This is a genomic window from Mesobacillus zeae (assembly GCF_003570705.1).
GTDB classification, from domain to species: Bacteria; Bacillota; Bacilli; order Bacillales; family Cytobacillaceae; genus Mesobacillus_C; species Mesobacillus_C zeae.
Genome location: NZ_QWVT01000038.1, coordinates 1 through 20799, shown reverse-complemented (window position 1 = coordinate 20799; position 20799 = coordinate 1). Strand labels below are relative to the sequence as shown.

At 47.7% G+C, this 20799-nt stretch carries 22 protein-coding genes and 1 pseudogene; all 23 read left to right on the top strand.

What is annotated here, in order from left to right:
* Nucleotides 1-205, top strand: a 205-nt coding sequence (locus D1970_RS22525) for a hypothetical protein (RefSeq protein WP_182478597.1), incomplete at its 5' end; no start/stop codon positions are given.
* A 77-nt stretch (nt 206-282) separates the two neighbouring features.
* The gene (locus D1970_RS19220) at nt 283-723 is read left to right on the top strand and encodes a low molecular weight protein arginine phosphatase (RefSeq protein WP_119114478.1); all 441 of its coding nucleotides are present in this window, start codon (nt 283-285) and stop codon (nt 721-723) included.
* 177 nt (nt 724-900) lie between these two features.
* The gene (locus D1970_RS19215; RefSeq protein WP_119114477.1) at nt 901-2196 is read left to right on the top strand and encodes a methyl-accepting chemotaxis protein; all 1296 of its coding nucleotides are present in this window, start codon (nt 901-903) and stop codon (nt 2194-2196) included.
* Nucleotides 2197-2354: 158 nt separating this feature from the next.
* A complete protein-coding gene (gene rpiB / locus D1970_RS19210) occupies nt 2355-2795 on the top strand; it encodes a ribose 5-phosphate isomerase B (protein WP_119114476.1) in 441 nt (146 codons plus the stop codon).
* 112 nt (nt 2796-2907) lie between these two features.
* Complete coding sequence (locus D1970_RS19205) at nt 2908-3477, top strand: TIGR01440 family protein (RefSeq protein ID WP_119114475.1); 570 nt, start codon at nt 2908-2910, stop codon at nt 3475-3477.
* A gap of 224 nt (nt 3478-3701) precedes the next feature.
* Nucleotides 3702-4943, top strand: coding sequence for a serine hydroxymethyltransferase (glyA, locus tag D1970_RS19200; RefSeq protein ID WP_119114474.1), 1242 nt, complete (start codon nt 3702-3704; stop codon nt 4941-4943).
* Nucleotides 4944-5166: 223 nt separating this feature from the next.
* Nucleotides 5167-5796: a uracil phosphoribosyltransferase gene (gene upp / locus D1970_RS19195; RefSeq protein ID WP_119114473.1), complete on the top strand. Its 630-nt coding sequence runs from the start codon at nt 5167-5169 to the stop codon at nt 5794-5796.
* 162 nt (nt 5797-5958) lie between these two features.
* On the top strand, nt 5959-7107 hold the full coding sequence (gene wecB, locus D1970_RS19190; protein WP_119114472.1) for a non-hydrolyzing UDP-N-acetylglucosamine 2-epimerase: 1149 nt from the start codon (nt 5959-5961) through the stop codon (nt 7105-7107).
* A gap of 239 nt (nt 7108-7346) precedes the next feature.
* Complete coding sequence (locus tag D1970_RS19185) at nt 7347-9590, top strand: S8 family serine peptidase (protein ID WP_119114471.1); 2244 nt, start codon at nt 7347-7349, stop codon at nt 9588-9590.
* Between the two features lie 203 nt (nt 9591-9793).
* Nucleotides 9794-10015, top strand: coding sequence for an AtpZ/AtpI family protein (locus D1970_RS19180; protein WP_119114470.1), 222 nt, complete (start codon nt 9794-9796; stop codon nt 10013-10015).
* A gap of 7 nt (nt 10016-10022) precedes the next feature.
* Nucleotides 10023-10394 carry an ATP synthase subunit I gene (locus tag D1970_RS19175; RefSeq protein ID WP_119114469.1) on the top strand — a complete coding sequence of 124 codons (372 nt, stop codon included), beginning with the start codon at nt 10023-10025 and terminating at the stop codon, nt 10392-10394.
* 22 nt (nt 10395-10416) lie between these two features.
* Entirely contained in the window at nt 10417-11127 is a 711-nt protein-coding gene (atpB, locus tag D1970_RS19170; RefSeq protein WP_119114468.1) for a F0F1 ATP synthase subunit A, read from the top strand.
* Between the two features lie 73 nt (nt 11128-11200).
* Nucleotides 11201-11413 carry a F0F1 ATP synthase subunit C gene (gene atpE, locus D1970_RS19165; protein ID WP_071460981.1) on the top strand — a complete coding sequence of 71 codons (213 nt, stop codon included), beginning with the start codon at nt 11201-11203 and terminating at the stop codon, nt 11411-11413.
* A gap of 169 nt (nt 11414-11582) precedes the next feature.
* Nucleotides 11583-12113 (top strand): F0F1 ATP synthase subunit B, encoded by a 531-nt coding sequence (gene atpF, locus D1970_RS19160; protein ID WP_119114467.1) that lies wholly within the window; start codon nt 11583-11585, stop codon nt 12111-12113.
* Entirely contained in the window at nt 12110-12646 is a 537-nt protein-coding gene (locus D1970_RS19155) for a F0F1 ATP synthase subunit delta (RefSeq protein ID WP_119114466.1), read from the top strand. Before atpF ends, D1970_RS19155 begins: the two co-directional genes overlap by 4 nt.
* A gap of 24 nt (nt 12647-12670) precedes the next feature.
* Complete coding sequence (gene atpA / locus D1970_RS19150; RefSeq protein WP_119114465.1) at nt 12671-14182, top strand: F0F1 ATP synthase subunit alpha; 1512 nt, start codon at nt 12671-12673, stop codon at nt 14180-14182.
* 129 nt (nt 14183-14311) lie between these two features.
* On the top strand, nt 14312-15169 hold the full coding sequence (locus tag D1970_RS19145) for a F0F1 ATP synthase subunit gamma (protein ID WP_119114464.1): 858 nt from the start codon (nt 14312-14314) through the stop codon (nt 15167-15169).
* Nucleotides 15170-15323: 154 nt separating this feature from the next.
* Nucleotides 15324-16745 carry a F0F1 ATP synthase subunit beta gene (atpD, locus tag D1970_RS19140; protein ID WP_119114463.1) on the top strand — a complete coding sequence of 474 codons (1422 nt, stop codon included), beginning with the start codon at nt 15324-15326 and terminating at the stop codon, nt 16743-16745.
* 22 nt (nt 16746-16767) lie between these two features.
* Entirely contained in the window at nt 16768-17172 is a 405-nt protein-coding gene (locus D1970_RS19135; protein WP_119114462.1) for a F0F1 ATP synthase subunit epsilon, read from the top strand.
* Nucleotides 17173-17295: 123 nt separating this feature from the next.
* The gene (locus D1970_RS19130) at nt 17296-19032 is read left to right on the top strand and encodes a methyl-accepting chemotaxis protein (RefSeq protein ID WP_119114461.1); all 1737 of its coding nucleotides are present in this window, start codon (nt 17296-17298) and stop codon (nt 19030-19032) included.
* 559 nt (nt 19033-19591) lie between these two features.
* Entirely contained in the window at nt 19592-19966 is a 375-nt protein-coding gene (locus D1970_RS19125; RefSeq protein ID WP_119114460.1) for an NADH-quinone oxidoreductase subunit A, read from the top strand.
* Nucleotides 19957-20469 (top strand): NuoB/complex I 20 kDa subunit family protein, encoded by a 513-nt coding sequence (locus tag D1970_RS19120; protein WP_119114459.1) that lies wholly within the window; start codon nt 19957-19959, stop codon nt 20467-20469. Before D1970_RS19125 ends, D1970_RS19120 begins: the two co-directional genes overlap by 10 nt.
* 3 nt (nt 20470-20472) lie before the next feature.
* Nucleotides 20473-20799, top strand: a pseudogene (locus D1970_RS19115) (NADH-quinone oxidoreductase subunit C); the annotation flags it as partial.

Genomic DNA, 20799 nt, shown 5'->3' with positions numbered 1-20799 from the left:
TCGCCGGTTGGTAGATAACGCCCCCGATTTGGTCGATATCCCGCAAAAGTTGGTCGATATCACAAAAAAGCAGGCGGCCAGCCCCTCCGAATCGGTGTTTAATCGTAATGGACAAGCTTCACGCCCACCTCCGGCCCGTATTTCAGCAATTAAAACAGAAGCAAATCTCCCGACAGCGGCAATTTTCAAAGCAATTCAACTTTAACCCCCATCCCTCCGGCAGAAGATACAGTGAAAAGCACGGCCGATTATTTTATAATGAAGAAAAAGGGAGGGAACATCATGGCGAGAATATTGTTCGTCTGTACAGGTAATACATGCCGAAGCCCGATGGCCGAAGCCCTTTTGGCAAACAAGGGCATCCCGGGAGTCGAGGTCAGGTCCGCAGGCGTTTTTGCGGCAAATGGCAGTGATGCTTCACTCCATGCCAAAAAAGTCATGGAAGAAAACAATCTGTCCCTTAGCCATCGTTCTTCATTGCTGACGGAAAGCGAAGTTGGCTGGGCGACGCTCATCCTGACGATGACGGAAAGCCACAAAGGCGCCGTCCTCAGTTATTTTCCCGATGCAGCTGGAAAAATCTACACGCTAAAGGAGTTTGCCGGGGAGCAAGAGGGCCTGGACATTGCTGATCCGTTCGGCGGGAACGTAGGCCTCTATCGTGAATCTTTCAAGGAAATTGCTGAGGCAATTGAAAAATCACTAGAATATTTGAAGGATTAACAGAGTTCTAGGACAAATTATCCACAAATAATGAAGAACATTCCAAAAAAAGTATTAACTTTTCCTGGTACCTGCCGAATTAACAAGTGAGGGAAGCTTTACTAATGCCTAAGGCAGAGAAAAGCAAAAAGAGCCAACTCGATCTTTTTTAGCGGGGCGGTTTCAGGAGGCAATAGAGTGGAAACGACTGGCAGGTACCGTTTTGGCTTGAGGAAAAAGCTTGTAGCATTTACAGCGTCATTGGCAGTGATCACTTATTCAACTTGTGCGTTTTTTATCTACTTCGTCTATCCGTATGCAGAGGATTATCTTCACATTAGTTCAGCAGTCTATACGTTTGTTGTCCTATTTCTCGGCGCGCTCTGGTCCGGGATTCTGGCATTTTTCGCGGCTGGATTCATTATCAGGCCACTGCAGAAACTGGAAGCTACCGCACTAAGGGCAGCGGAAGGAGAAATTGCAGCTGATGCAGAGCTTTCCGGGTCGAATGATGAAATTCATTCACTTGGTATTGCTTTTAATAAAATGCTTGCGAACGTTAGGGAAATCGTGGTTCAGATTGAAGCAAACTTTAATGAAACCAACGAGAAAGTTGTTTCCATATCGGGACAGTCTGCCGCGGCAGCTGAACAGGCTGCGGTTATTGCATCGACAATCAAAGAAATATCAGCAGGGGCGGAAGGTTCGGCAGCTGCCACACAGAAAACGGCTGAATCGGTCGAGGAAGTCACCCGAATTGCAGAGGAAGTTCAGGAAAAAGCAAGAACGGCAAATGCGGTGTCTGCTGAAATGGAAAAAGGTCTTAAGGATTCAAAGGCGGCGATACATTCGCTGATTTCAGGCATTGAACAGCTGGCCTTAGATAACCAAACTTCACTCGAAACAGTCAAAAAGCTTGAGGACAATGCTTCGCGGGTCGGTCAGATTATCCAGCTCGTTGGGGATATTGCAGCTCAAACCAACTTGCTTGCCCTTAATGCTTCGATTGAAGCAGCCAGGGCTGGTGAACATGGCAGGGGATTTGCAGTTGTCGCAGAAGAAGTCAGGAAACTTGCAGATGAGAGCGCGAAAGCTGTCAATGGTATATCTGGGCTAATCGCCAATATCCAGTCAGGCGTTCAGGATGTGGTCAGCCAGATTGAAAGGCAGGTAGAGACGGCAAACCGAGAAGCTGAAAAAGGGGAAAGAACGAACACTTCCCTTATTGAAATGGCGGAAACAGTCCAGAAAAACACAAAGTCAGTGCAGGATATTGCGGCGATGGTGGACAAGCAAATGGAGAGCGTGCTGTATGCTTCAACGCATTCAGAGGAAGTGGCAGCCATCGCCGAAGAAACGTCGGCCGGAGCCGTACAGGTTGCGATGTCGACCGAACAGCAAGCTGCGGTAATGGAGAATGTCGAACAGCTGGCAGCCGAATTGAAAGACCAGGCAGGACAATTAAAAAAGACCATAACAAGATTCAAGCTTTAAACATACAGCCAACAAGAAGAGCCGCAGTCGAAACAGGCTGCGGTATTTAAGTTTGCCTGATGACAGTCAGGCTTCCTTTATATTTTTGACGGATTATGAGAAAATAACGAAGAGAATGAGAATCCCCGAACGAGGGGCAAACCAGGAGGCCATCATACATGAAAGTAGCTATTGCTTCAGACCACGGCGGTATCAATATCCGCGAAGAAATTAAATCGCTGATGGAGGAAATGGGAATACAATTTGAGGATTTTGGCTGTGAGTGCAATACCTCTGTCGATTATCCGGATTACGCACTTCCGGTTGCCGAGAAAGTGGCTAACGGGGAGTTCGACAAAGGTATTCTTATTTGCGGAACAGGGATTGGCATGAGCATTGCAGCCAACAAAGTGAAGGGAATCCGCTGTGCGCTCGTCCACGATGTTTTCAGCGCAAAGGCGACCCGCCAGCATAACGATAGTAACATGCTTGCAATGGGCGAAAGGGTCATCGGTGCCGGACTTGCCCGGGAAATAGCCCAAACATGGCTGACTACTGAATATGAAGGCGGCCGCCACGCTAACCGCGTTGGCAAAATCACTGAATACGAAGGCAAGTAGCCTGCTATAGGAGAAAATGCCGGGATGGAACAGCAAAAAGACCGTCCCGGCGTTTTTTCAATTGGTCTTGCTGCCGGGAAGATAGAGTCAAGTATCGGAAAGGAAGATCCTCATGTCAATCAACCAGTGGGAAAAAGATTTTAACAGTATCCTGTCTGAATTTAAACAGGAGGCAGGAATCAGAAAAGGAAGCCTCCTTGTCATCGGCTGCAGCACTAGCGAGATCATAGGGCAGAGAATAGGGACGGCTGGAACGGAAGAAGTGGCTGCCATGCTGTTCAGACAGCTGAAGATGTTGCGGAAAGAAACCGGCGCCGAGCTTGCGTTCCAGTGCTGTGAGCACTTGAATAGGGCGCTTGTCCTTGAACGGGATTCTGCCGAAAAGAGGCAGCTCAATGAAGTATCGGTCGTTCCAGTTAGGACGGCAGGCGGTGCCATGGCTTCGCACGCCTATCGGCAAATGGCCGACCCAGTCGTTGTCGAGTTCGTTAAGGCCGATGCCGGAATAGATATCGGAGATACATTGATTGGAATGCATCTTAAGCATGTTGCAGTTCCGATTCGTGTTTCCCAAAAAATCCTTGGCCATGCTCATGTCACCTTTGCCAAAACAAGGCCGAAGCTAATCGGCGGTGAGCGCGCGGTATACGAGCGGGAAAGCGAAAACGAGTCTTGCAGGTAAAAGGAACGGACAGGCTTGATTGAGCTTATGGACAGCAGCCTGCGCATGAAATGAAAAGCAGATGCTTCCTCCATGGAGGATTTTGTATGCCCTACATACAGGCTCCAGGAAAGATTACTTCTTTCTTTTCTGCCCAAAATCGGCTACAATAAAAAAGAATTTTCAAACAAGCCAATCTATTACATACAATTATTTCCGGCACGATACAAAAGGGGGAGCAAAGAATGAAGCATTTACAACAGCAGGACAGCCAAATTTATGAAGCAATCCAGCAGGAACTGAAGCGCCAGCGAACGAAGATCGAACTGATCGCGTCCGAAAACTTTGTCAGTGAAGCCGTTATGGAAGCACAAGGATCTGTCCTGACAAACAAATATGCAGAAGGATATCCAGGCAAGCGCTATTACGGCGGCTGCGAGCATGTTGATGTTGCTGAAAACATTGCCCGTGACCGCGCCAAGGAAATTTTCGGAGCGGAGCATGCCAATGTTCAGCCCCATTCAGGCGCCCAGGCCAATATGGCAGTTTATTTTACAGTGCTTGAACAAGGTGACACTGTCCTTGGAATGAACCTTTCCCATGGCGGCCATTTGACTCACGGCAGCCCGGTGAACTTCAGTGGAATACAGTATAATTTTGTTGAATACGGTGTTGATGAAACAACACATTTGATCAATTATGATGATGTTCTTGAAAAAGCAAAGGAACATAAACCGAAGCTGATTGTTGCCGGAGCAAGTGCTTATCCGCGCCAAATCGACTTCAAGCGTTTCCGTGAAATTGCCGATGAAGTGGGAGCTTACCTGATGGTTGACATGGCTCATATCGCAGGACTCGTGGCTGCAGGGCTGCACCAGAATCCAGTGCCATATGCTGATTTTGTCACTACAACTACGCATAAGACGTTGCGCGGACCGCGCGGCGGCATGATTCTTTGTCGCGAGGAGTTTGCGAAAAAAATCGACAAATCCATTTTCCCTGGCATCCAGGGTGGACCGCTTATGCATGTGATTGCAGCAAAGGCTGTCGCATTTGGCGAAGCTTTGCAGGAAGATTTCAAGAAGTATGCAGAAAATATTATCAGCAACGCACAGCGCCTTGCGGAAGGCCTGAAAAAAGAAGGAATCGATCTCGTTTCCGACGGAACGGATAACCATCTTTTGCTTATTGACCTTCGCTCGCTTGACCTGACAGGTAAAGTGGCGGAAAAAGTCCTTGATGACATCGGTATTACTGTCAACAAAAATACCATTCCTTATGACCCGCAAAGCCCGTTCGTCACAAGCGGAATCCGGATTGGAACGGCTGCTGTTACAAGTCGCGGCTTTGGGCATGGCGAAATGGACGAAATTGCTTCCATCATCGCTTCAACCCTGAAAAACCATGAAAATGAGCAAAAACTCGAGGAAGCAGCAAAGCGCGTTGAAGAACTTACTTCAAGGTTTGAGCTTTATTCCGAGAGATAAAGTTATCAAAAACAAGGCGGCTCGCATCGATGGGCCGCTTTTTCTACGGCTGGAAAAATTTCTATCCGTACAAAAGTGATAGAAGTGCTAACTTTTTATGGCACTGGTTGCTCTTGTGCGCGTTTTTCTGTAAAATTAGACGAAGTGTGCAAACGCTATTTTTCTACATAAAACACAGGCATATAACAAAAAATTCCTGCTCTGGAAAAGGAGAGATATACACATGGCCAAAGTATATGTGTTCGACCATCCTCTAATTCAGCATAAGCTGACGTACATCCGCGACATCAACACAGGTACAAAGGAGTTTCGTGAGCTTGTCGATGAAGTGGCAACATTGATGGCATTTGAAATCACAAGAGAGCTTCCTCTTCAAGAGATTGAAATTGAGACACCTGTCAACAAGACAACTTCAAAAGTCCTTGCAGGTAAAAAACTTGGCGTCGTTCCAATCCTCCGTGCTGGACTCGGCATGGTAGACGGCATCCTGAAACTAATCCCGGCTGCTAAAGTCGGCCATATCGGTTTGTACCGCGACCCTGAAACATTGAAGCCTGTAGAATACTATGTTAAGCTTCCAAGCGACATTCAGGAGCGCGAGCTGATTGTTGTCGACCCAATGCTAGCTACGGGCGGATCCGCCATTGAAGCGATCAACTCGCTTAAAAAACGCGGCGCACAGCATATCCAATTCATGTGCCTGATCGCAGCGCCAGAAGGTGTCGAAGCTCTTAAAGAAGCTCATCCGGATGTCGACATTTATATCGCGGCACTTGATGAAAAGCTGAACGACCATGGCTATATCGTTCCTGGCCTCGGCGATGCCGGTGACCGCTTGTTCGGAACAAAGTAAGCTTTCAGAGCATCAGGCCTGAAGTTTTTCTATAAAAGGGCGGAGCCTAACCGGGAGCCGCCTTTTTTTATAAACAATCGAGCGCAGACTAGCAGATTTTGCTAGCCTGTTGTTCTTAACCATGGATCATACAGATCAATACGATGATAGGGAGTGTGGAGAATGAATCGCCGAATTAAAGTCATGACCATTTTCGGAACAAGGCCGGAAGCGATTAAGATGGCTCCGCTTGTACTTGAGCTTCAAAAGCAAAACGAGCATTTTGAATCAATCGTCACTGTGACAGCCCAGCACCGCCAAATGCTTGACCAGGTTCTCGATATTTTCAATATTACCCCGGACTATGACCTCAACATCATGAAGAACAGGCAAACTTTGATCGATGTAACAACGAGGGGGCTTGAAGGTCTTGATAAGGTGATGAAAGAGGTCAAGCCTGATGTCGTCCTTGTTCACGGTGACACAACAACAACTTTTGTTGCGAGTCTTGCTGCTTTTTACAACCAAATTCCGGTCGGCCATGTTGAGGCAGGCTTAAGGACATGGAACAAATACTCTCCGTTCCCAGAAGAAATGAATCGCCAGCTGACAGGTGTCATGGCGGACATTCATTTTTCACCGACAGGGAAAGCTGCCGAAAACCTTTTGGCTGAAAATAAACAGAAGGAATCGATTTTCATCACAGGTAATACGGCAATTGACGCGTTGACGACAACGGTAAAAGAAACGTATTCGCATCCTGTGCTCGACAAACTTGGCTCAGACAGGCTGATTTTGCTCACGGCCCACCGCCGCGAAAACCTTGGCGAGCCTATGAGGAATATGTTCCGCGCAATCAAGCGGATTGTTGAGGAACAAGCTGATGTGCAGGTTGTCTATCCTGTTCACCTTAACCCTGTTGTCAGGGAGATTGCAGATGAAATTCTTGGCGATGACAAGCGCATCCATTTGATCGAGCCGCTTGACGTAATCGACTTCCACAATTTTGCTTCACGTGCTTACCTGATTCTTACCGATTCAGGCGGTGTGCAGGAAGAAGCGCCGTCGCTTGGCGTTCCTGTCCTCGTTCTCCGTAACACAACCGAGCGTCCAGAGGGTATCGATGCTGGCACCCTCAAGCTTGCCGGCAACCAGGAGCAGCCTATTTATGACATGGCAACAGAGCTTCTGACAGACCGCGCAGCCTATGAAAAAATGGCCAAGGCCGTTAACCCATACGGTGATGGACTAGCCTCAGAGCGTATTGCCCAAGCAATCCGTTACTACTTCAAGCAAAGTGACGAGCGACCTGAAGAATACCGGCCGTTGTAATTTTCAATAAACAGTTAAAAAAAACACGAGGCTACTCTCCAATGTGGGGGCGGCCTCGTGTTATTTATTATAGCGGATTCCTCAAATTTGCTTTTTTTTTAGAAAAGTCAGCCCTGTGCACAAAGAAAGGTACGTGATTGCTTGAAAATTTGCTCCCGCAAACGGCTATACCTTCCCTTCCAAACTCTGTATATTCTCCATCTCCCTTGAAGATGCTAACAAAAAACAGGGGGAGGGAGATGCCTGTGAAAAGATGGCTTCTTTACGCAAGCTTGATTTTTTCTGTCACGATGATGCTGGCGGCGCGGCCGGCTTCACTGCAGCACCCGCCCTTACCACAGAAGGATGAGGACGGGCCGGCGGTGGCGATTGTGATGACAGAGGGGAAAATGGCTAAACATGAAATAGAAAGAATGATCGCCTCGAAGCCTCGCATGAAGATCAGGTATATATTCAGGCACGCAGTGGATGGCTTCTCAGTTGAAGGGCCCCTTCGTGAAATCGAGGAGTTGAAGGAGACTCACGGAATCCAGCTCGTTTCGGCGGTCAAGCAGTACCGGGCTGATTCCGCCGGGAATATGGAGATCATCGGCGGAGAGGAAGTCCGCGGGATTTTTGACGACAAAGGCCAGCGGCTTACGGGCAGGGGAGTCACAGTCGGAGTCATTGATACGGGAATCGACTACCGCCATCCTGACTTGCGCCGTAATTACGGAGGCGGGCGCGACCTTGTCGATGGAGACAGCGATCCAATGGAAACACGCGGTATCGGGCCAGGGAATACGTTTCACGGCACCCATGTTGCCGGTATCATTGCTGCCAATGGAAAAATATCCGGCATTGCCCCTGAGGCGACAATCAAAGCTTACAGGGCGCTTGGTCCCGGCGGTTCGGGGACAACAGAGCAAGTGCTTGCTGCGATCGACAAGGCGATTGAAGACAAAGTGGATATCCTGAACCTTTCACTTGGCAATGAGGTGAACGGACCCGACCTTCCCATTTCGCTCGCCCTCAACAAAGCTACAGAGCATGGAGTCACTGCTGTTACTTCTTCGGGAAACTCAGGGCCAAATAAATGGACGGTAGGCTCACCGGGGACAGCCGCGAAAGCCATCTCAGTAGGGGCCTCGACACCGCCGCTGAAAGTCCCTTATTTAACTTTGGCAGGTGAGCTTGACAAAATCAGGCTCGAACCAATGCAAGGATCTGCGCAGTGGGGATTTGACAGAAGTGTTGAAATGGTGAATGGAGGTATCGGCCGGAAGCAGGACATGAAAAATGTTGCCGGAAAGATCGTTCTTATTGAGAGGGGTAAGCTGAGCTTTACTGAAAAAGCAAAAAATGCACAGAAGGCAAAAGCTGCAGGCATTGTCATTTATAATAATACAAAAGGAAGCTTTTTCGGAAATCTTGAAGAGCCAATCTCCATTCCGGCAGCAGCGGTTTCGAAGGAACAAGGTCATAAGCTTATGAGGCTGGCGGACAACCGCAGTCTTTTTGCCAGAATGTTATTAATAGAAGAAAAAGATCTTCTCGCCGACTTCAGCTCGCGTGGTCCTGTAACCGTGACATGGGATATTAAGCCTGACGTCGTGGCCCCGGGAGTGGCGATTGAAAGTACCATTCCTGGCGGCTACCTTTCCCTCCAGGGGACGAGCATGGCTGCTCCTCATGTTGCGGGAACGTGCGCGCTCATCAAACAGGCGCACCCGGATTGGAGTCCGGAGCAAATTAAGTCAGCATTGATGAATACGGCGCTTCCCATTCATGATTTGGGTGGGAGCAGCTACAAAGCGTACGAACAGGGGGCTGGCCGCATTCAGGCAAAGGAAGCCGTCAATGCTGGTACACTTGTGCTCCCAGGGTCCCTGCGGTTTGGCAAGTTCCAGCTTGCAGACAATAGGAACAGCCATACAGCGGCAGTCGAGATTGAAAACCACTCCGGCCAGAAGCAGCGCTATTCATTCGATATGCCCTATAAGGAGCCTGGCCTCCAATGGCAGCTCCCGATGGCTTTTGAACTTGAGCCGGGCAGTAAGAAACGGGTTGAAATCAGGATGAACGTCGAGCCTGCAGAGTTCAAGGGGAAAATTCATGACGGCGCCATCTTTCTCAATTCAGCATCAGGCAAAGTCCGAATCCCTTATCTGTATGTCCTTGAAGAACCGGACTACCCAAGAGTGATGGGTTTTGATTTTGCGCCGGCAGACAAGAGCGGAAGCTACCGGTATGAGGTGTATTTGCCTGGAGGTGCCGAGGAGTTTGGAATCGCTTTATTTGATCCTGACAATTTTCAGTTCCGTGGATTTCTTGACTGGGACAGGAATGTTGCAAAGGGATTGCTTCAGCGTGAGCTTCCTCAGGAAAAGCTGCCTGTTTCAGGAACGTATCTCGTCAAGGTTTTTGCCAAAAAAGCGGGCAGGGAAGATGTTTATGAAACCACCGTTTACATTGGTCAGGAAGAAGGTCAAACATATCCTTAAGTTGCAATAAAGGATACGAAAAGTATGTGAACTTTTTCCTTTGAATGGATTGACATTGACAAGTGGCTATTGTATGCTTACAAAGGGCGTAAAATGATAGGGTTTTCATGGGTTTCCCCCACGCTGCTCCAGCCTCCGCACTGGATTTGCGAACTGTTATTCATACCCTGCCTGCTCCATTTTTTTATGGGAGGGTGTTTTTTTTGCGACAGAATAACCGACGGCCATTTCAAGCAATGGCTCTGATGTCCGCAATTCTTTCCCAACTTGTAGGTTCCGTTCTGATCGGTATTTTTTCGGGAAGATGGCTTGACCGCAACCTTGGTACAGAACCGCTTTTTTTAATATTAAGTTTGCTCATTGGACTGGCCGCAGGCGTCTATGCCATGCTTCGCCTTGTCCAACATTTCTTTTCAGGAGAATAAGCCGCCCATGCCGGAAATACAGACGATTTATCAGCGACAGCGGAAATACATATTTTTTTTATTGTCCATTTATGTTCTAGGATGGGGATTCACTGAGTTTAAGCCTGTTTTTGCCGGGCTCGTTCTTGGGACAGGCATAAGCCTGTTCAACCTCTGGCTGCTGGTCAGGAGAACAAGGGGGTTTGGCGACAAAGTCCTTAGGGGCGAGAAGATCAGGTCACTGGGATTGATGTCAAGGATGGCATCGGCTATTCTGGCAGTCATCATTGCGATGGAGTATCCCGAAGAAGTGCATCTGATTAGTGTAGTAGTGGGATTAATGACATCTTATATTGTCATTATGATAGATTTTTTAATCCAGTCTTTGCATAGTCGATAGCGGGGAAGAGAGGTGAATACTGGTGCATCATGAAGCTCCAATAGTCGAATTATTTGGGCTCTATTTTAACCTGGCAAACATTCTGATGATTACGGTTGCAAGTTTGATTGTTTTCATCATTGCTGTTCTTTCCACACGTACGCTTGCGATGAAACCGACAGGAATCCAGAACTTCATGGAATGGGTCATGGATTTTGTCAAAGGGATCATCAACAGTACAATGGACTGGAAGGATGGCGGAAGGTTCCACGTGCTTGGAATAACAATAATGATGTATATTTTTGTTGCCAACATGCTCGGACTTCCATTCTCAATCGTCATTGACAATCAGCTTTGGTGGAAATCACCTACAGCCGATCCGGTCGTGACACTTACATTGGCCACGATGGTGGTGGGGCTTTCCCACTATTACGGTGTCAAGCTCAAAGGAACAGCAGCTTACAGCAAGGAGTTCCTGAAACCGTTCTGGTTCATGCTCCCAATCAAGATCATTGAAGAGTTTGCAAATACGCTTACTCTCGGTCTCCGGCTTTACGGAAACATCTATGCAGGTGAAATCCTGCTCACATTGCTCGCAGGCAGCCTCGCAAGCGGGGTTGGCGGCCATCTTGCCGCAATATTGCCGATGCTTGCATGGCAAGGCTTCTCCGTCTTTGTAGGGGGAATCCAAGCGTTTATTTTCACAATGTTGACAATGGTTTATCTTGCCCACAAAGTAAGCACGGACCATTAATATATTACCTGTTCTATTGTGAACAAAACTATTAATAAAACATTTTTTCATACACAGAAGGAGGAACTTAATAATGGGTCTTTTAGCAGCAGCAATCGCAATTGGTTTGGCAGCACTGGGTGCTGGTATTGGTAACGGTCTTATCGTATCACGTACAGTTGAAGGTATCGCCCGTCAGCCTGAAGCTCGCGGCATGCTTCAAACTACAATGTTCATCGGGGTTGCATTGGTTGAGGCGATTCCTATCATCGCCGTTGTTATCGCGTTCATGGTTCTTGGCAGGTAATCAAACAATTGTCGTTTAAAAATGGCGAAGATCATTCCAAGCGAACCTTCGCCATTCGTTTATGTCCTAACAATTTTCGGGTGTTCATATAAAAATCAGGTGCCGGCAGCATTCGGGCCGGAGCTTAACCCTTTTTTAGGGAACGACTCTTGAAGGGAGTGAATCGAGGGTGTTAACAAGCAGTTTAGTATTGGGTGCAGCAGAGCATGCAACACCGCATTTCAACGGCGGAGATATTTTATTCCAGTTAGCGATGTTCCTTATCTTGTTGGCATTGCTTAAAAAGTTCGCATGGGGTCCGCTTATGGGCATCATGACAGAGCGTGAAGAGCATATTGCAGGCGAAATCGAAGCGGCTGAAAAGAGCCGTGCCGAGGCAGCGAAGAATTTGGAAGAACAGCGCCAGCTATTGAAGCAGGCGCGTCAGGAAGCATCTGGTTTGATTGAAAATGCAAGGAAGCAGGGCGATGTCCAGCGCGATGAAATCATCACAATCGCACGTGCAGAATCCGAACGCATCAAGGAAGCGGCCAAGCTTGAAATCGAAACTCAAAAAGAAAAGGCAGTTGCCGCCATCCGTGAACAAGTGGCTTCCCTGTCTGTTATGATTGCTTCCAAAGTGATTGAAAAAGAACTGAGTGCAGCAGACCAGGAGAAGCTCATTAACGATTATATCCAGGAGGCAGGAGAGCGCCGATGAGCAACCCACAAATAGCAAAACGCTATGCGCAAGCTCTTTTCCAGGTTGCCTTGGAGCATCAGGCTGTCGGCACCGTGGGAGACGAACTCCGCGTAGTGAAACAGGTAGTCGAGAGTAATCCGGGCCTCACGTCTGTTTTGAATTCCCCAAAGCTTTCTCTTGGAAAGAAAAAGGAGATTCTGAAACAGGCATTTGCATCTGCTAGCCCGTTTGTACAAAACCTGCTCATGATCCTTGTTGACCGCCACCGCGAAGGGCATATTGCCGAAGTGGCAGACAAGTTCATCGAGCTTGCTAACGAAGAAAAAGGTATTGCCGAAGCCGTTGTTTATTCGGTGCAGCCGCTGACTGGACCTCAGGAAGAGGCCATTTCGCTCGGATTTGCCCCAAAGGTTGGCAAACTTAAACTTCAAATTAAGAACATTACAGATCCCAATTTGCTTGGCGGCGTGAAGCTGCGCATCGGCAACCGCATTTTTGACGGAAGCCTCCGTGGAAAGCTTGATCGCCTCGAACGCAAATTGCTAAGCTAAGATTCGTAGATAGGGGTGAAACTCATGAGCATCAAAGCTGAAGAAATTAGTGCGCTGATAAAATCGCAGATTGAAAACTATCAGGCGGAAATTCAAGTGAGTGATGTAGGTACGGTCATCCAAATCGGTGACGGTATTGCCCGTGCTCATGGCCTCGACAATGTCATGGCTGGAGAGCTCGTTGAATTTTCAAACGGCGTCATGGGTATGGCGCAAAACCTGGAAGAAAGTAACGTTGGTATCATCATTCTCGGACCTTACACAGAAATCCGTGAAGGTGACGAAGTCCGCCGTACAGGCCGCATCATGGAAGTTCCAGTCGGTAACGAGCTGATTGGCCGCGTTGTTAACTCGCTTGGACAGCCTGTTGATGGTCTAGGACCAATCAACACAACTCAAACTCGTCCTATTGAATATAATGCACCTGGCGTCATGGACCGTAAATCAGTCCACGAGCCGCTGCAAACAGGAATCAAAGCGATTGATGCCCTTGTGCCAATCGGCCGCGGACAGCGTGAGCTTGTAATCGGTGACCGTCAGACTGGTAAAACATCTGTCGCGATCGATACAATCCTGAACCAAAAAGGCCAAGATATGATTTGTATCTATGTAGCCATCGGCCAGAAAGAATCAACAGTCCGTAACGCTGTTGAAACTCTCCGTAAATATGGCGCCCTGGATTACTCGATTGTCGTAACAGCTTCGGCTTCACAGCCTGCACCAATGCTGTTCCTTGCTCCATATGCAGGGGTTTCCATGGCAGAGCATTTCATGTATGAAGGCAAGCACGTGCTTGTTGTTTATGATGACTTGACAAAACAAGCTGCAGCATACCGTGAACTTTCCCTGCTTCTTCGCCGTCCTCCAGGTCGTGAAGCTTATCCAGGGGATGTATTCTACCTTCACAGCCGCTTGCTTGAGCGCGCTGCAAAGCTTAGCGATGCTAAAGGCGGTGGTTCCATTACAGCGCTGCCGTTCATCGAAACGCAGGCAGGGGACGTTTCTGCCTACATTCCGACGAACGTTATCTCGATTACAGACGGACAGATTTTCCTTCAGTCCGATTTGTTCTTCTCCGGTGTGCGTCCGGCAATCAACGCAGGTCTTTCTGTATCCCGCGTTGGAGGATCCGCACAGGTTAAAGCGATGAGAAAAGTTTCCGGTACTTTGCGTCTTGACCTTGCGTCATACCGCGAACTGGAAGCATTCGCTCAGTTCGGTTCAGACCTTGACAAAGCAACACAGGCAAAACTGAACCGTGGTGCCCGTACGGTTGAAGTATTGAAGCAGGACCTGCATAAGCCGCTATCGGTTGATAAGCAGGTTGCCATTCTTTATGCACTTACACGCGGCTTCCTTGATGATATTCCATTGCAGGATATCCGCCGCTTTGAAACAGAATTCCATACATGGTTAGACCACAACAGCAAAGAGTTGCTTGACCAAATCATCACAACTAAGGAGCTGCCTTCAGACGAAGACATGGCTTCAGCAATCAACGGCTTTAAAAAGACGTTCGCAACTTCCGAGCAGTAAAGAGCCGTGTGCTAATGATTGGTCTGCAAATTGAAAAAGCTTAGTGCAAAGGGCGCCTCAAAGACCCGATGAGGGCTAAAGCGCCCTGCGCCGTGCTTTTCATTCTTTGAAAAAGGGTGGTGAGAACCTATGGCATCTTTACGCGATATAAAATCCAAGATTACTTCTACCAAGAAGACAAGCCAGATTACAAAGGCGATGGAGATGGTGTCTGCCGCTAAATGGAACCGCGGTGTCATGAATGCCAAAGCATTTGTGCCCTACATGGAGAAAATCCAGGAAGTGGTCGGGTCCATTGCAATGGGAAGCAGTGATGCAAGCCATCCAATGCTTGTTTCACGTCCTGTTAAGAAGACTGGTTACCTAGTTATCACTTCTGACCGCGGACTTGCTGGTGCTTATAACAGCAACGTCCTCCGCCAGGTGTACCAGACCATCCAAAGCCGCCATAAGTCGAACGACGAATTTTCAATTATTGCCATCGGCCGGGTAGGCCGTGACTTTTTTGCGAATCGCGGCATGAATGTTGTGCTTGAAATCGCCGGAATCGCGGATCAGCCAGCTTTTGCCGAAATTCAGGATATTGCCAGCAGTGCTGTTGGTATGTATTCAGATGGAACATTCGACGAATTGTATGTATATTACAGCCACTATATCAGTGCGATTTCACAGGAAGTAACCGAGAAGAAGCTTCTTCCGCTTACGGACATTGATGTGCCGACTAAGCTTACATCCTATGAATTCGAGCCGAACGCCGAAGAAATTTTGGATGTTCTCCTGCCGCAATACGCAGAAAGCCTAGTATACGGAGCATTGCTTGACAGTAAGGCGAGCGAGCATGCTGCCCGTATGACAGCAATGCGGAATGCTACTGACAATGCGAAAGAGCTCATAAACTCTTACAGCTTGAAGTATAACCGTGCGCGCCAGGCAGCGATTACACAGGAAATCACCGAGATTGTCGGCGGAGCAGCTGCGCTGGAATAGTCGAAAGTGTAAAATCCGCAAACGCTAAGTTTCCCGGGAAATTTTCGGAAGGCCTTCCGGAGCGGATATAAGCCAGAAAAAAACGGGATGCGGCTTTAATGCCTCATCCCATCATGATGTATATATTGCAACGAGTATGATAGGAGGGAAAAAGATGAACAAAGGACGCGTTCTTCAAATTATGGGTCCGGTTGTTGACGTAAAGTTCGAAAGCGGCAGCCTTCCGGAAATCTATAATGCCTTAAAAATCGTTAATCAAGCGCATAATAACTCTGAAGTTAACATCGATTTAACCCTTGAAGTAGCTCTTCATTTAGGTGACGATACAGTCAGGGCAATCGCAATGGCTTCAACTGATGGCCTTACACGTAACCTTGAAGTCATTGACACAGGCGCGCCAATTTCCGTGCCAGTCGGCGATGTAACACTAGGCCGTGTATTCAACGTATTGGGAGAAACGATTGACCTTTCTTCCCCAATCGAAGAAGCAGCACGCCGTGACTCCATCCACCGTGAAGCTCCTACTTTTGAGCAGCTTTCCACGGATGTAGAAATCCTTGAAACAGGAATTAAAGTTGTTGACCTTCTTGCTCCATACCTTAAGGGCGGTAAAATCGGCCTCTTCGGCGGTGCAGGCGTAGGTAAAACAGTACTGATTCAGGAATTGATCAATAACATCGCTCAAGAGCATGGCGGTATTTCCGTTTTTGCCGGTGTCGGAGAGCGTACTCGTGAAGGTAATGACCTTTACCACGAAATGACTGATTCAGGTGTTATCAAGAAAACAGCAATGGTATTCGGCCAGATGAACGAGCCGCCGGGCGCGCGTATGCGTGTTGCCCTTACAGGTTTGACAATGGCAGAATTCTTCCGTGATGAGCAGGGACAAGACGTATTGTTCTTCATGGACAATATCTTCCGTTTCACGCAGGCGGGTTCAGAAGTATCAGCCTTGCTAGGCCGTATGCCTTCAGCGGTTGGTTACCAGCCAACACTTGCAACTGAAATGGGACGTCTGCAAGAGCGGATTACATCAACAAACGTTGGTTCTGTTACTTCTATCCAGGCGATCTATGTACCAGCCGATGACTATACGGATCCGGCTCCAGCTACAACTTTCGCTCACTTGGATGCAACAACAAACCTTGAACGTAAGCTTTCAGAAATGGGTATCTACCCTGCGGTTGACCCGCTTGCTTCAACTTCCCGTGCGCTTTCCGCGGACATCGTCGGCGAAGAGCATTATGGTGTTGCACGTCAGGTGCAATCAACGCTTCAGCGTTATAAGGAACTTCAGGATATCATCGCGATCCTCGGTATGGACGAATTGTCTGATGAAGACAAGCTAGTCGTTCACCGTGCACGTCGTGTCCAGTTCTTCCTGTCTCAAAACTTCCACGTTGCCGAACAGTTCACAGGACAGCCTGGATCCTACGTCCCTGTCAAAGAAACAGTCAAAGGCTTCAAGGAAATTCTTGAAGGCAAATACGACCACCTTCCGGAAGATGCTTTCCGCCTTGTCGGCCGTATTGAAGATGTTATCGAAAAGGCAAAACGCATGGGTGTAGAGGTCTAATCACGGACCAGGAGGGTAAAAAATGAAGACGATTAAAGTCAGTGTTGTTACTCCCGATGGGCCGGTGTATGAATCTGATGTGGAAATGGTCAGCACAAAAGCGCAGACAGGTGAACTAGGCATCTTGCCAGGCCACATTCCGATGGTCGCACCGCTGCAAATTGGCGCTGTCCGGATGAAAATCGCCAATAAAACAGAGATTGTTGCTGTCAGCGGCGGGTTCCTCGAAGTCCGCCCAGACCAAGTCACCATTCTTGCCCAGGCAGCCGAAACATCGGATGAAATTAATCTCGAACGCGCCCTGCGTGCAAAAGAGCGTGCAGAACAGCGCTTGCGTGAAAGACAGCAGGAACATGTTGATTTCAGACGCGCGGAGCTTGCTCTTCAACGGGCAATCAACCGTATTTCCGTTGCACAGGGAAAATAATCATAGATAAAAAACACTCTCCAGAGTTTGGAGGGTGTTTTTTTTCGTGGCTGCTAAACATAGTGTTTGAATTATCCGATATATAGGAGTGATGGTATATGATTTCCAAAAGGGGGATAGGGAATGAAAAAACTAAGTGGAAAAATCATATTGGCGATGGTTGCAGGGATGCTTCTTGTCCTGCTTGGAAGTGTTATTGCCATATACAAAGGGACTGGAGACGCGGTAGAGGCAACAATCTCCAACTATAGCGTGGAAAACGCAAAGAAGCTCGAAGCGTCCATGAATACGGAGCGGTACGAAGAATTTTTACAAACTGAAGAAAAAGACCAGAAATATTGGATGGTCAGAAATGAATTGAATGCATTCCGCGAGAAATCCGGCGCGAAATATGTATATACCTTAAAAGCTGATGAAAAAAATCGGAAAGTGTATTTTATGATTGATGGACAGCCTAATACCTTTAAAAAGGCCGGGGAAATCAATACACCTACAACTGCAACTACATATGAAGACATTGAACCGACACTCGAGGGGAAAACAGCAATGACTTCGATTGTGAAGGACCCTGAGTATGGTGATTATTTATCCGCATTTGTGCCAATCAAGCAGGATGGCAAAATCATAGGGATACTTGGAGTCGATATCGCTGCAGATTCGATTGCTTCGATTACTACGAAAGTAAATAAAAGTGTTCTTCCCGTAACGCTTGCGATCAGTGCAGGCATTATCCTAGCCGTCATTCTTTTCCTTAGCTGGTGGCTGAACCGCAGGCTGAATCCGCTGAAAGCAATTGGAGAAGCGGCAAGCCAGATGGCAGAAGGCAACTTTAGTGAAGCACGGGGAACTGTCGCGGGTGTGAAAGCAAAAGGCAAGGATGAGATTTTCCTTGTGACAGATTCCTTTAAAAATATGATAGAAACAATGAGCAGCATGGTCGATAGCATTAAATCTTCTTCAGGAAGGCTGGTTTCAGCTTCAAAGGAAATCGGTGAGAAAATGGGAGTTGCTGTCGACACAAACTTCAAAGTAATCTCGGGAATTAAGGAAGTTGCTGGGGCGACAGACACTCAGCTTGTAAGAACCGAGGAAACTGCCCGTGCCATTGATGAAATGGCCGTCGGAGTCCAACGGATTGCGGAAGCAGCGGGCGGTGTGAGCGAGCAATCCAATGATGCGAGCCTTCAGGTGAAAAACGGAATTGATGAACTCAACACAGTCATCGGACAAATCGAGGGAATTAAGACGACGGTCAATGAATCTGCCAGTGTAATCGAAGAGCTGGGCATACAGGCCAAGCAGATTGAGACAAGCGTGGATTTGATTAAAGGAATTGCTGACCAGACCAATCTCCTTGCCCTCAATGCTGCAATTGAGGCGGCCCGTGCAGGTGAGCATGGAAAGGGATTTGCCGTTGTAGCTCAGGAAGTCCGCAAACTGTCTGAGGAATCGAAGAAATCGACAGCTCAGATAACCGATCTGCTCAACAGCTTCCGAGTCAGGATTGACGAGGCAGTGGGAACGATGAAAAAAGGCACCGAGGAAGTAGAAAACGGAACACAGTCAATCAGTCGGACTGGTGAGAAGTTCAGCCGCATCATGAATGCTGTCGAGACCGTCAGCAAAGAGATAACCGATGTATCGGCCATCACCGAGGAAATGTCGGCAAGCTCTGAAGAAATAACCGCATCCCTTGAAGAATTCTCGCACCTGTCAAAAGAAACTGCCGGAATCTCCAGGGAAGTAGCCTCTTCAACAGACATACAGGAAGAATCCTTCCAGACAGTGTCTGAACTCACAGCAGCCCTCGACGACCTAGCAAAAGCGCTCGACGGAGCCGTGGAAAAATTTAAAATCTAAAAGTGTGCGGCACCTGCAGAAATGCAGGTGCTATTTTTTTCGGCTGGGAAATTAAATTGCGGGAGAGGGGGTCTGTTGGAAGCGTGCGAGAATCACGGGTGGGGAACTAGTGTCAGAGTTAGGAAAATAAAACTACCGGAAGAGTGCCAGAACGAGGGTCTGGGAAAATAAAAAGGACAAACAAGAAAATAAATCTGGGGAAATAGAAAACAAAAACCAGAAAACAAAAAATAAAATTCCAGAAGCACTGCTCTCCGAAAAAAGTGAGAAAAGACACTCCTGACTAACCAAAATTTACCCGTCATAAATACGACTTTTAAAGACTAGTTATGTAAGAGGCTGCTCTGACTCCTATATTTTTAGAAAAGTACACCTAAATCTTCCCCTTAAGGCCGCCTAATTGAAAACACTTTTCAAGTAAACCCTGTTATTCTAAATATTTTAATAAAATCCCTGATAAACCTTAGGGTTTATCGACACACATTTGTAACAATGATATAATTGTTATCGGTTACATATTTAAATAGTACGAATATTTTACAACATTGGAGGGATGGGCATGGAACTTTTGAATTTATATCAAAATAACTATTTAATAGTTTTTGTGTTCCTATGTCTCGGAGTTTTGCTGCCTGTGGTGGCCTTATTTATGGGGAAGCTTCTTCGGCCGTACAAGCCGCTGGAATCCAAGTACACCACATATGAAAGCGGAATTGAGCCATTCCATGATTCGCGGGTTCAATTCAATGTCCGGTATTATATTTTTGCCCTTATGTTTGTTATTTTCGATGTAGAAACAGTATTTTTATATCCCTGGGCAGTTGCCTATGAGAAACTGGGTATCTTTGCTTTGATCGAGATGCTTATTTTTGTCGTGATGCTTCTTATTGGACTCATCTATGCTTGGAAGAAGAAGGTGCTGAAATGGATTTAAAACTGGAGAACATTTCACCGGAAGAAATGGAAGAAATGCGGCGCAACGTCTTTTTGGCCACCCTTGAGCAAGTGAAGGCATGGGCCCGGAGCAACTCCTTATGGCCGATGACCTTTGGGCTGGCATGCTGTGCAATCGAAATGATGGGCGTTGGCTCATCGCATTATGACCTTGACCGGTTCGGCTCTTTCTTCCGTACATCGCCACGCCAATCCGACGTCATGATTGTCTCAGGGACAGTTACGAAAAAAATGGCGCCGATTGTGCGGAGGCTGTATGACCAAATGCCTGAGCCAAAGTGGGTTATCGCAATGGGTTCCTGTGCAACCGCAGGCGGGCCTTATGTTAAATCGTATTCCGTTGTTAAAGGGGTCGACCAAATCGTGCCCGTTGATGTATACATTCCAGGCTGCCCCCCAAATCCGGCGGCCCTGATTTATGGGATTAATAAATTGAAAGAAAAAATCCGTTACGAGGCGAAGACCGGGAAGCAGGTGATCTAATCGATGAGCGGGGAGAAGGATTTAGACCAGCTGAAAAAAGAAGCCGCAGCGAAAGCCAAGGCGGCCGCACTGGCAAAAATGAAAGCGAAAGAGCAGTCAGAAACGCCGGCACCGTCAGAAACAGAAGACGCAGACCTGGCGAAAAAGAAAGCGGCAGCCGCAGCGAAAGCCAAAGCGGCCGCACTGGCAAAGATGAAAGCAAAAGAGCAGTCAGAAACGCCGGCACCGCCAGAAGCAGAGGACGCAGATCTGGCGAAAAAGAAAGCGGCAGCCGCAGCGAAAGCCAAAGCGGCCGCACTGGCAAAAATGAAAGCGAAAGAGCAGTCAGAA

What these genes read in the sequence shown, in the direction of transcription:
- wecB (WP_119114472.1), top strand. Translation starts at nt 5,959, where the DNA reads ATGAATCGCCGAATTAAAGTCATGACCATTTTCGGAACAAGGCCGGAA.
- D1970_RS19175 (WP_119114469.1), top strand. Translation starts at nt 10,023, where the DNA reads ATGCCGGAAATACAGACGATTTATCAGCGACAGCGGAAATACATATTT.
- rpiB (WP_119114476.1), top strand. Translation starts at nt 2,355, where the DNA reads ATGAAAGTAGCTATTGCTTCAGACCACGGCGGTATCAATATCCGCGAA.
- atpD (WP_119114463.1), top strand. Translation starts at nt 15,324, where the DNA reads ATGAACAAAGGACGCGTTCTTCAAATTATGGGTCCGGTTGTTGACGTA.
- atpE (WP_071460981.1), top strand. Translation starts at nt 11,201, where the DNA reads ATGGGTCTTTTAGCAGCAGCAATCGCAATTGGTTTGGCAGCACTGGGT.
- D1970_RS19130 (WP_119114461.1), top strand. Translation starts at nt 17,296, where the DNA reads ATGAAAAAACTAAGTGGAAAAATCATATTGGCGATGGTTGCAGGGATG.
- D1970_RS19185 (WP_119114471.1), top strand. Translation starts at nt 7,347, where the DNA reads ATGCCTGTGAAAAGATGGCTTCTTTACGCAAGCTTGATTTTTTCTGTC.
- glyA (WP_119114474.1), top strand. Translation starts at nt 3,702, where the DNA reads ATGAAGCATTTACAACAGCAGGACAGCCAAATTTATGAAGCAATCCAG.
- atpA (WP_119114465.1), top strand. Translation starts at nt 12,671, where the DNA reads ATGAGCATCAAAGCTGAAGAAATTAGTGCGCTGATAAAATCGCAGATT.
- D1970_RS19145 (WP_119114464.1), top strand. Translation starts at nt 14,312, where the DNA reads ATGGCATCTTTACGCGATATAAAATCCAAGATTACTTCTACCAAGAAG.
- D1970_RS19135 (WP_119114462.1), top strand. Translation starts at nt 16,768, where the DNA reads ATGAAGACGATTAAAGTCAGTGTTGTTACTCCCGATGGGCCGGTGTAT.
- D1970_RS19220 (WP_119114478.1), top strand. Translation starts at nt 283, where the DNA reads ATGGCGAGAATATTGTTCGTCTGTACAGGTAATACATGCCGAAGCCCG.
- D1970_RS19205 (WP_119114475.1), top strand. Translation starts at nt 2,908, where the DNA reads ATGTCAATCAACCAGTGGGAAAAAGATTTTAACAGTATCCTGTCTGAA.
- D1970_RS19125 (WP_119114460.1), top strand. Translation starts at nt 19,592, where the DNA reads ATGGAACTTTTGAATTTATATCAAAATAACTATTTAATAGTTTTTGTG.
- D1970_RS19120 (WP_119114459.1), top strand. Translation starts at nt 19,957, where the DNA reads ATGGATTTAAAACTGGAGAACATTTCACCGGAAGAAATGGAAGAAATG.
- D1970_RS19155 (WP_119114466.1), top strand. Translation starts at nt 12,110, where the DNA reads ATGAGCAACCCACAAATAGCAAAACGCTATGCGCAAGCTCTTTTCCAG.
- upp (WP_119114473.1), top strand. Translation starts at nt 5,167, where the DNA reads ATGGCCAAAGTATATGTGTTCGACCATCCTCTAATTCAGCATAAGCTG.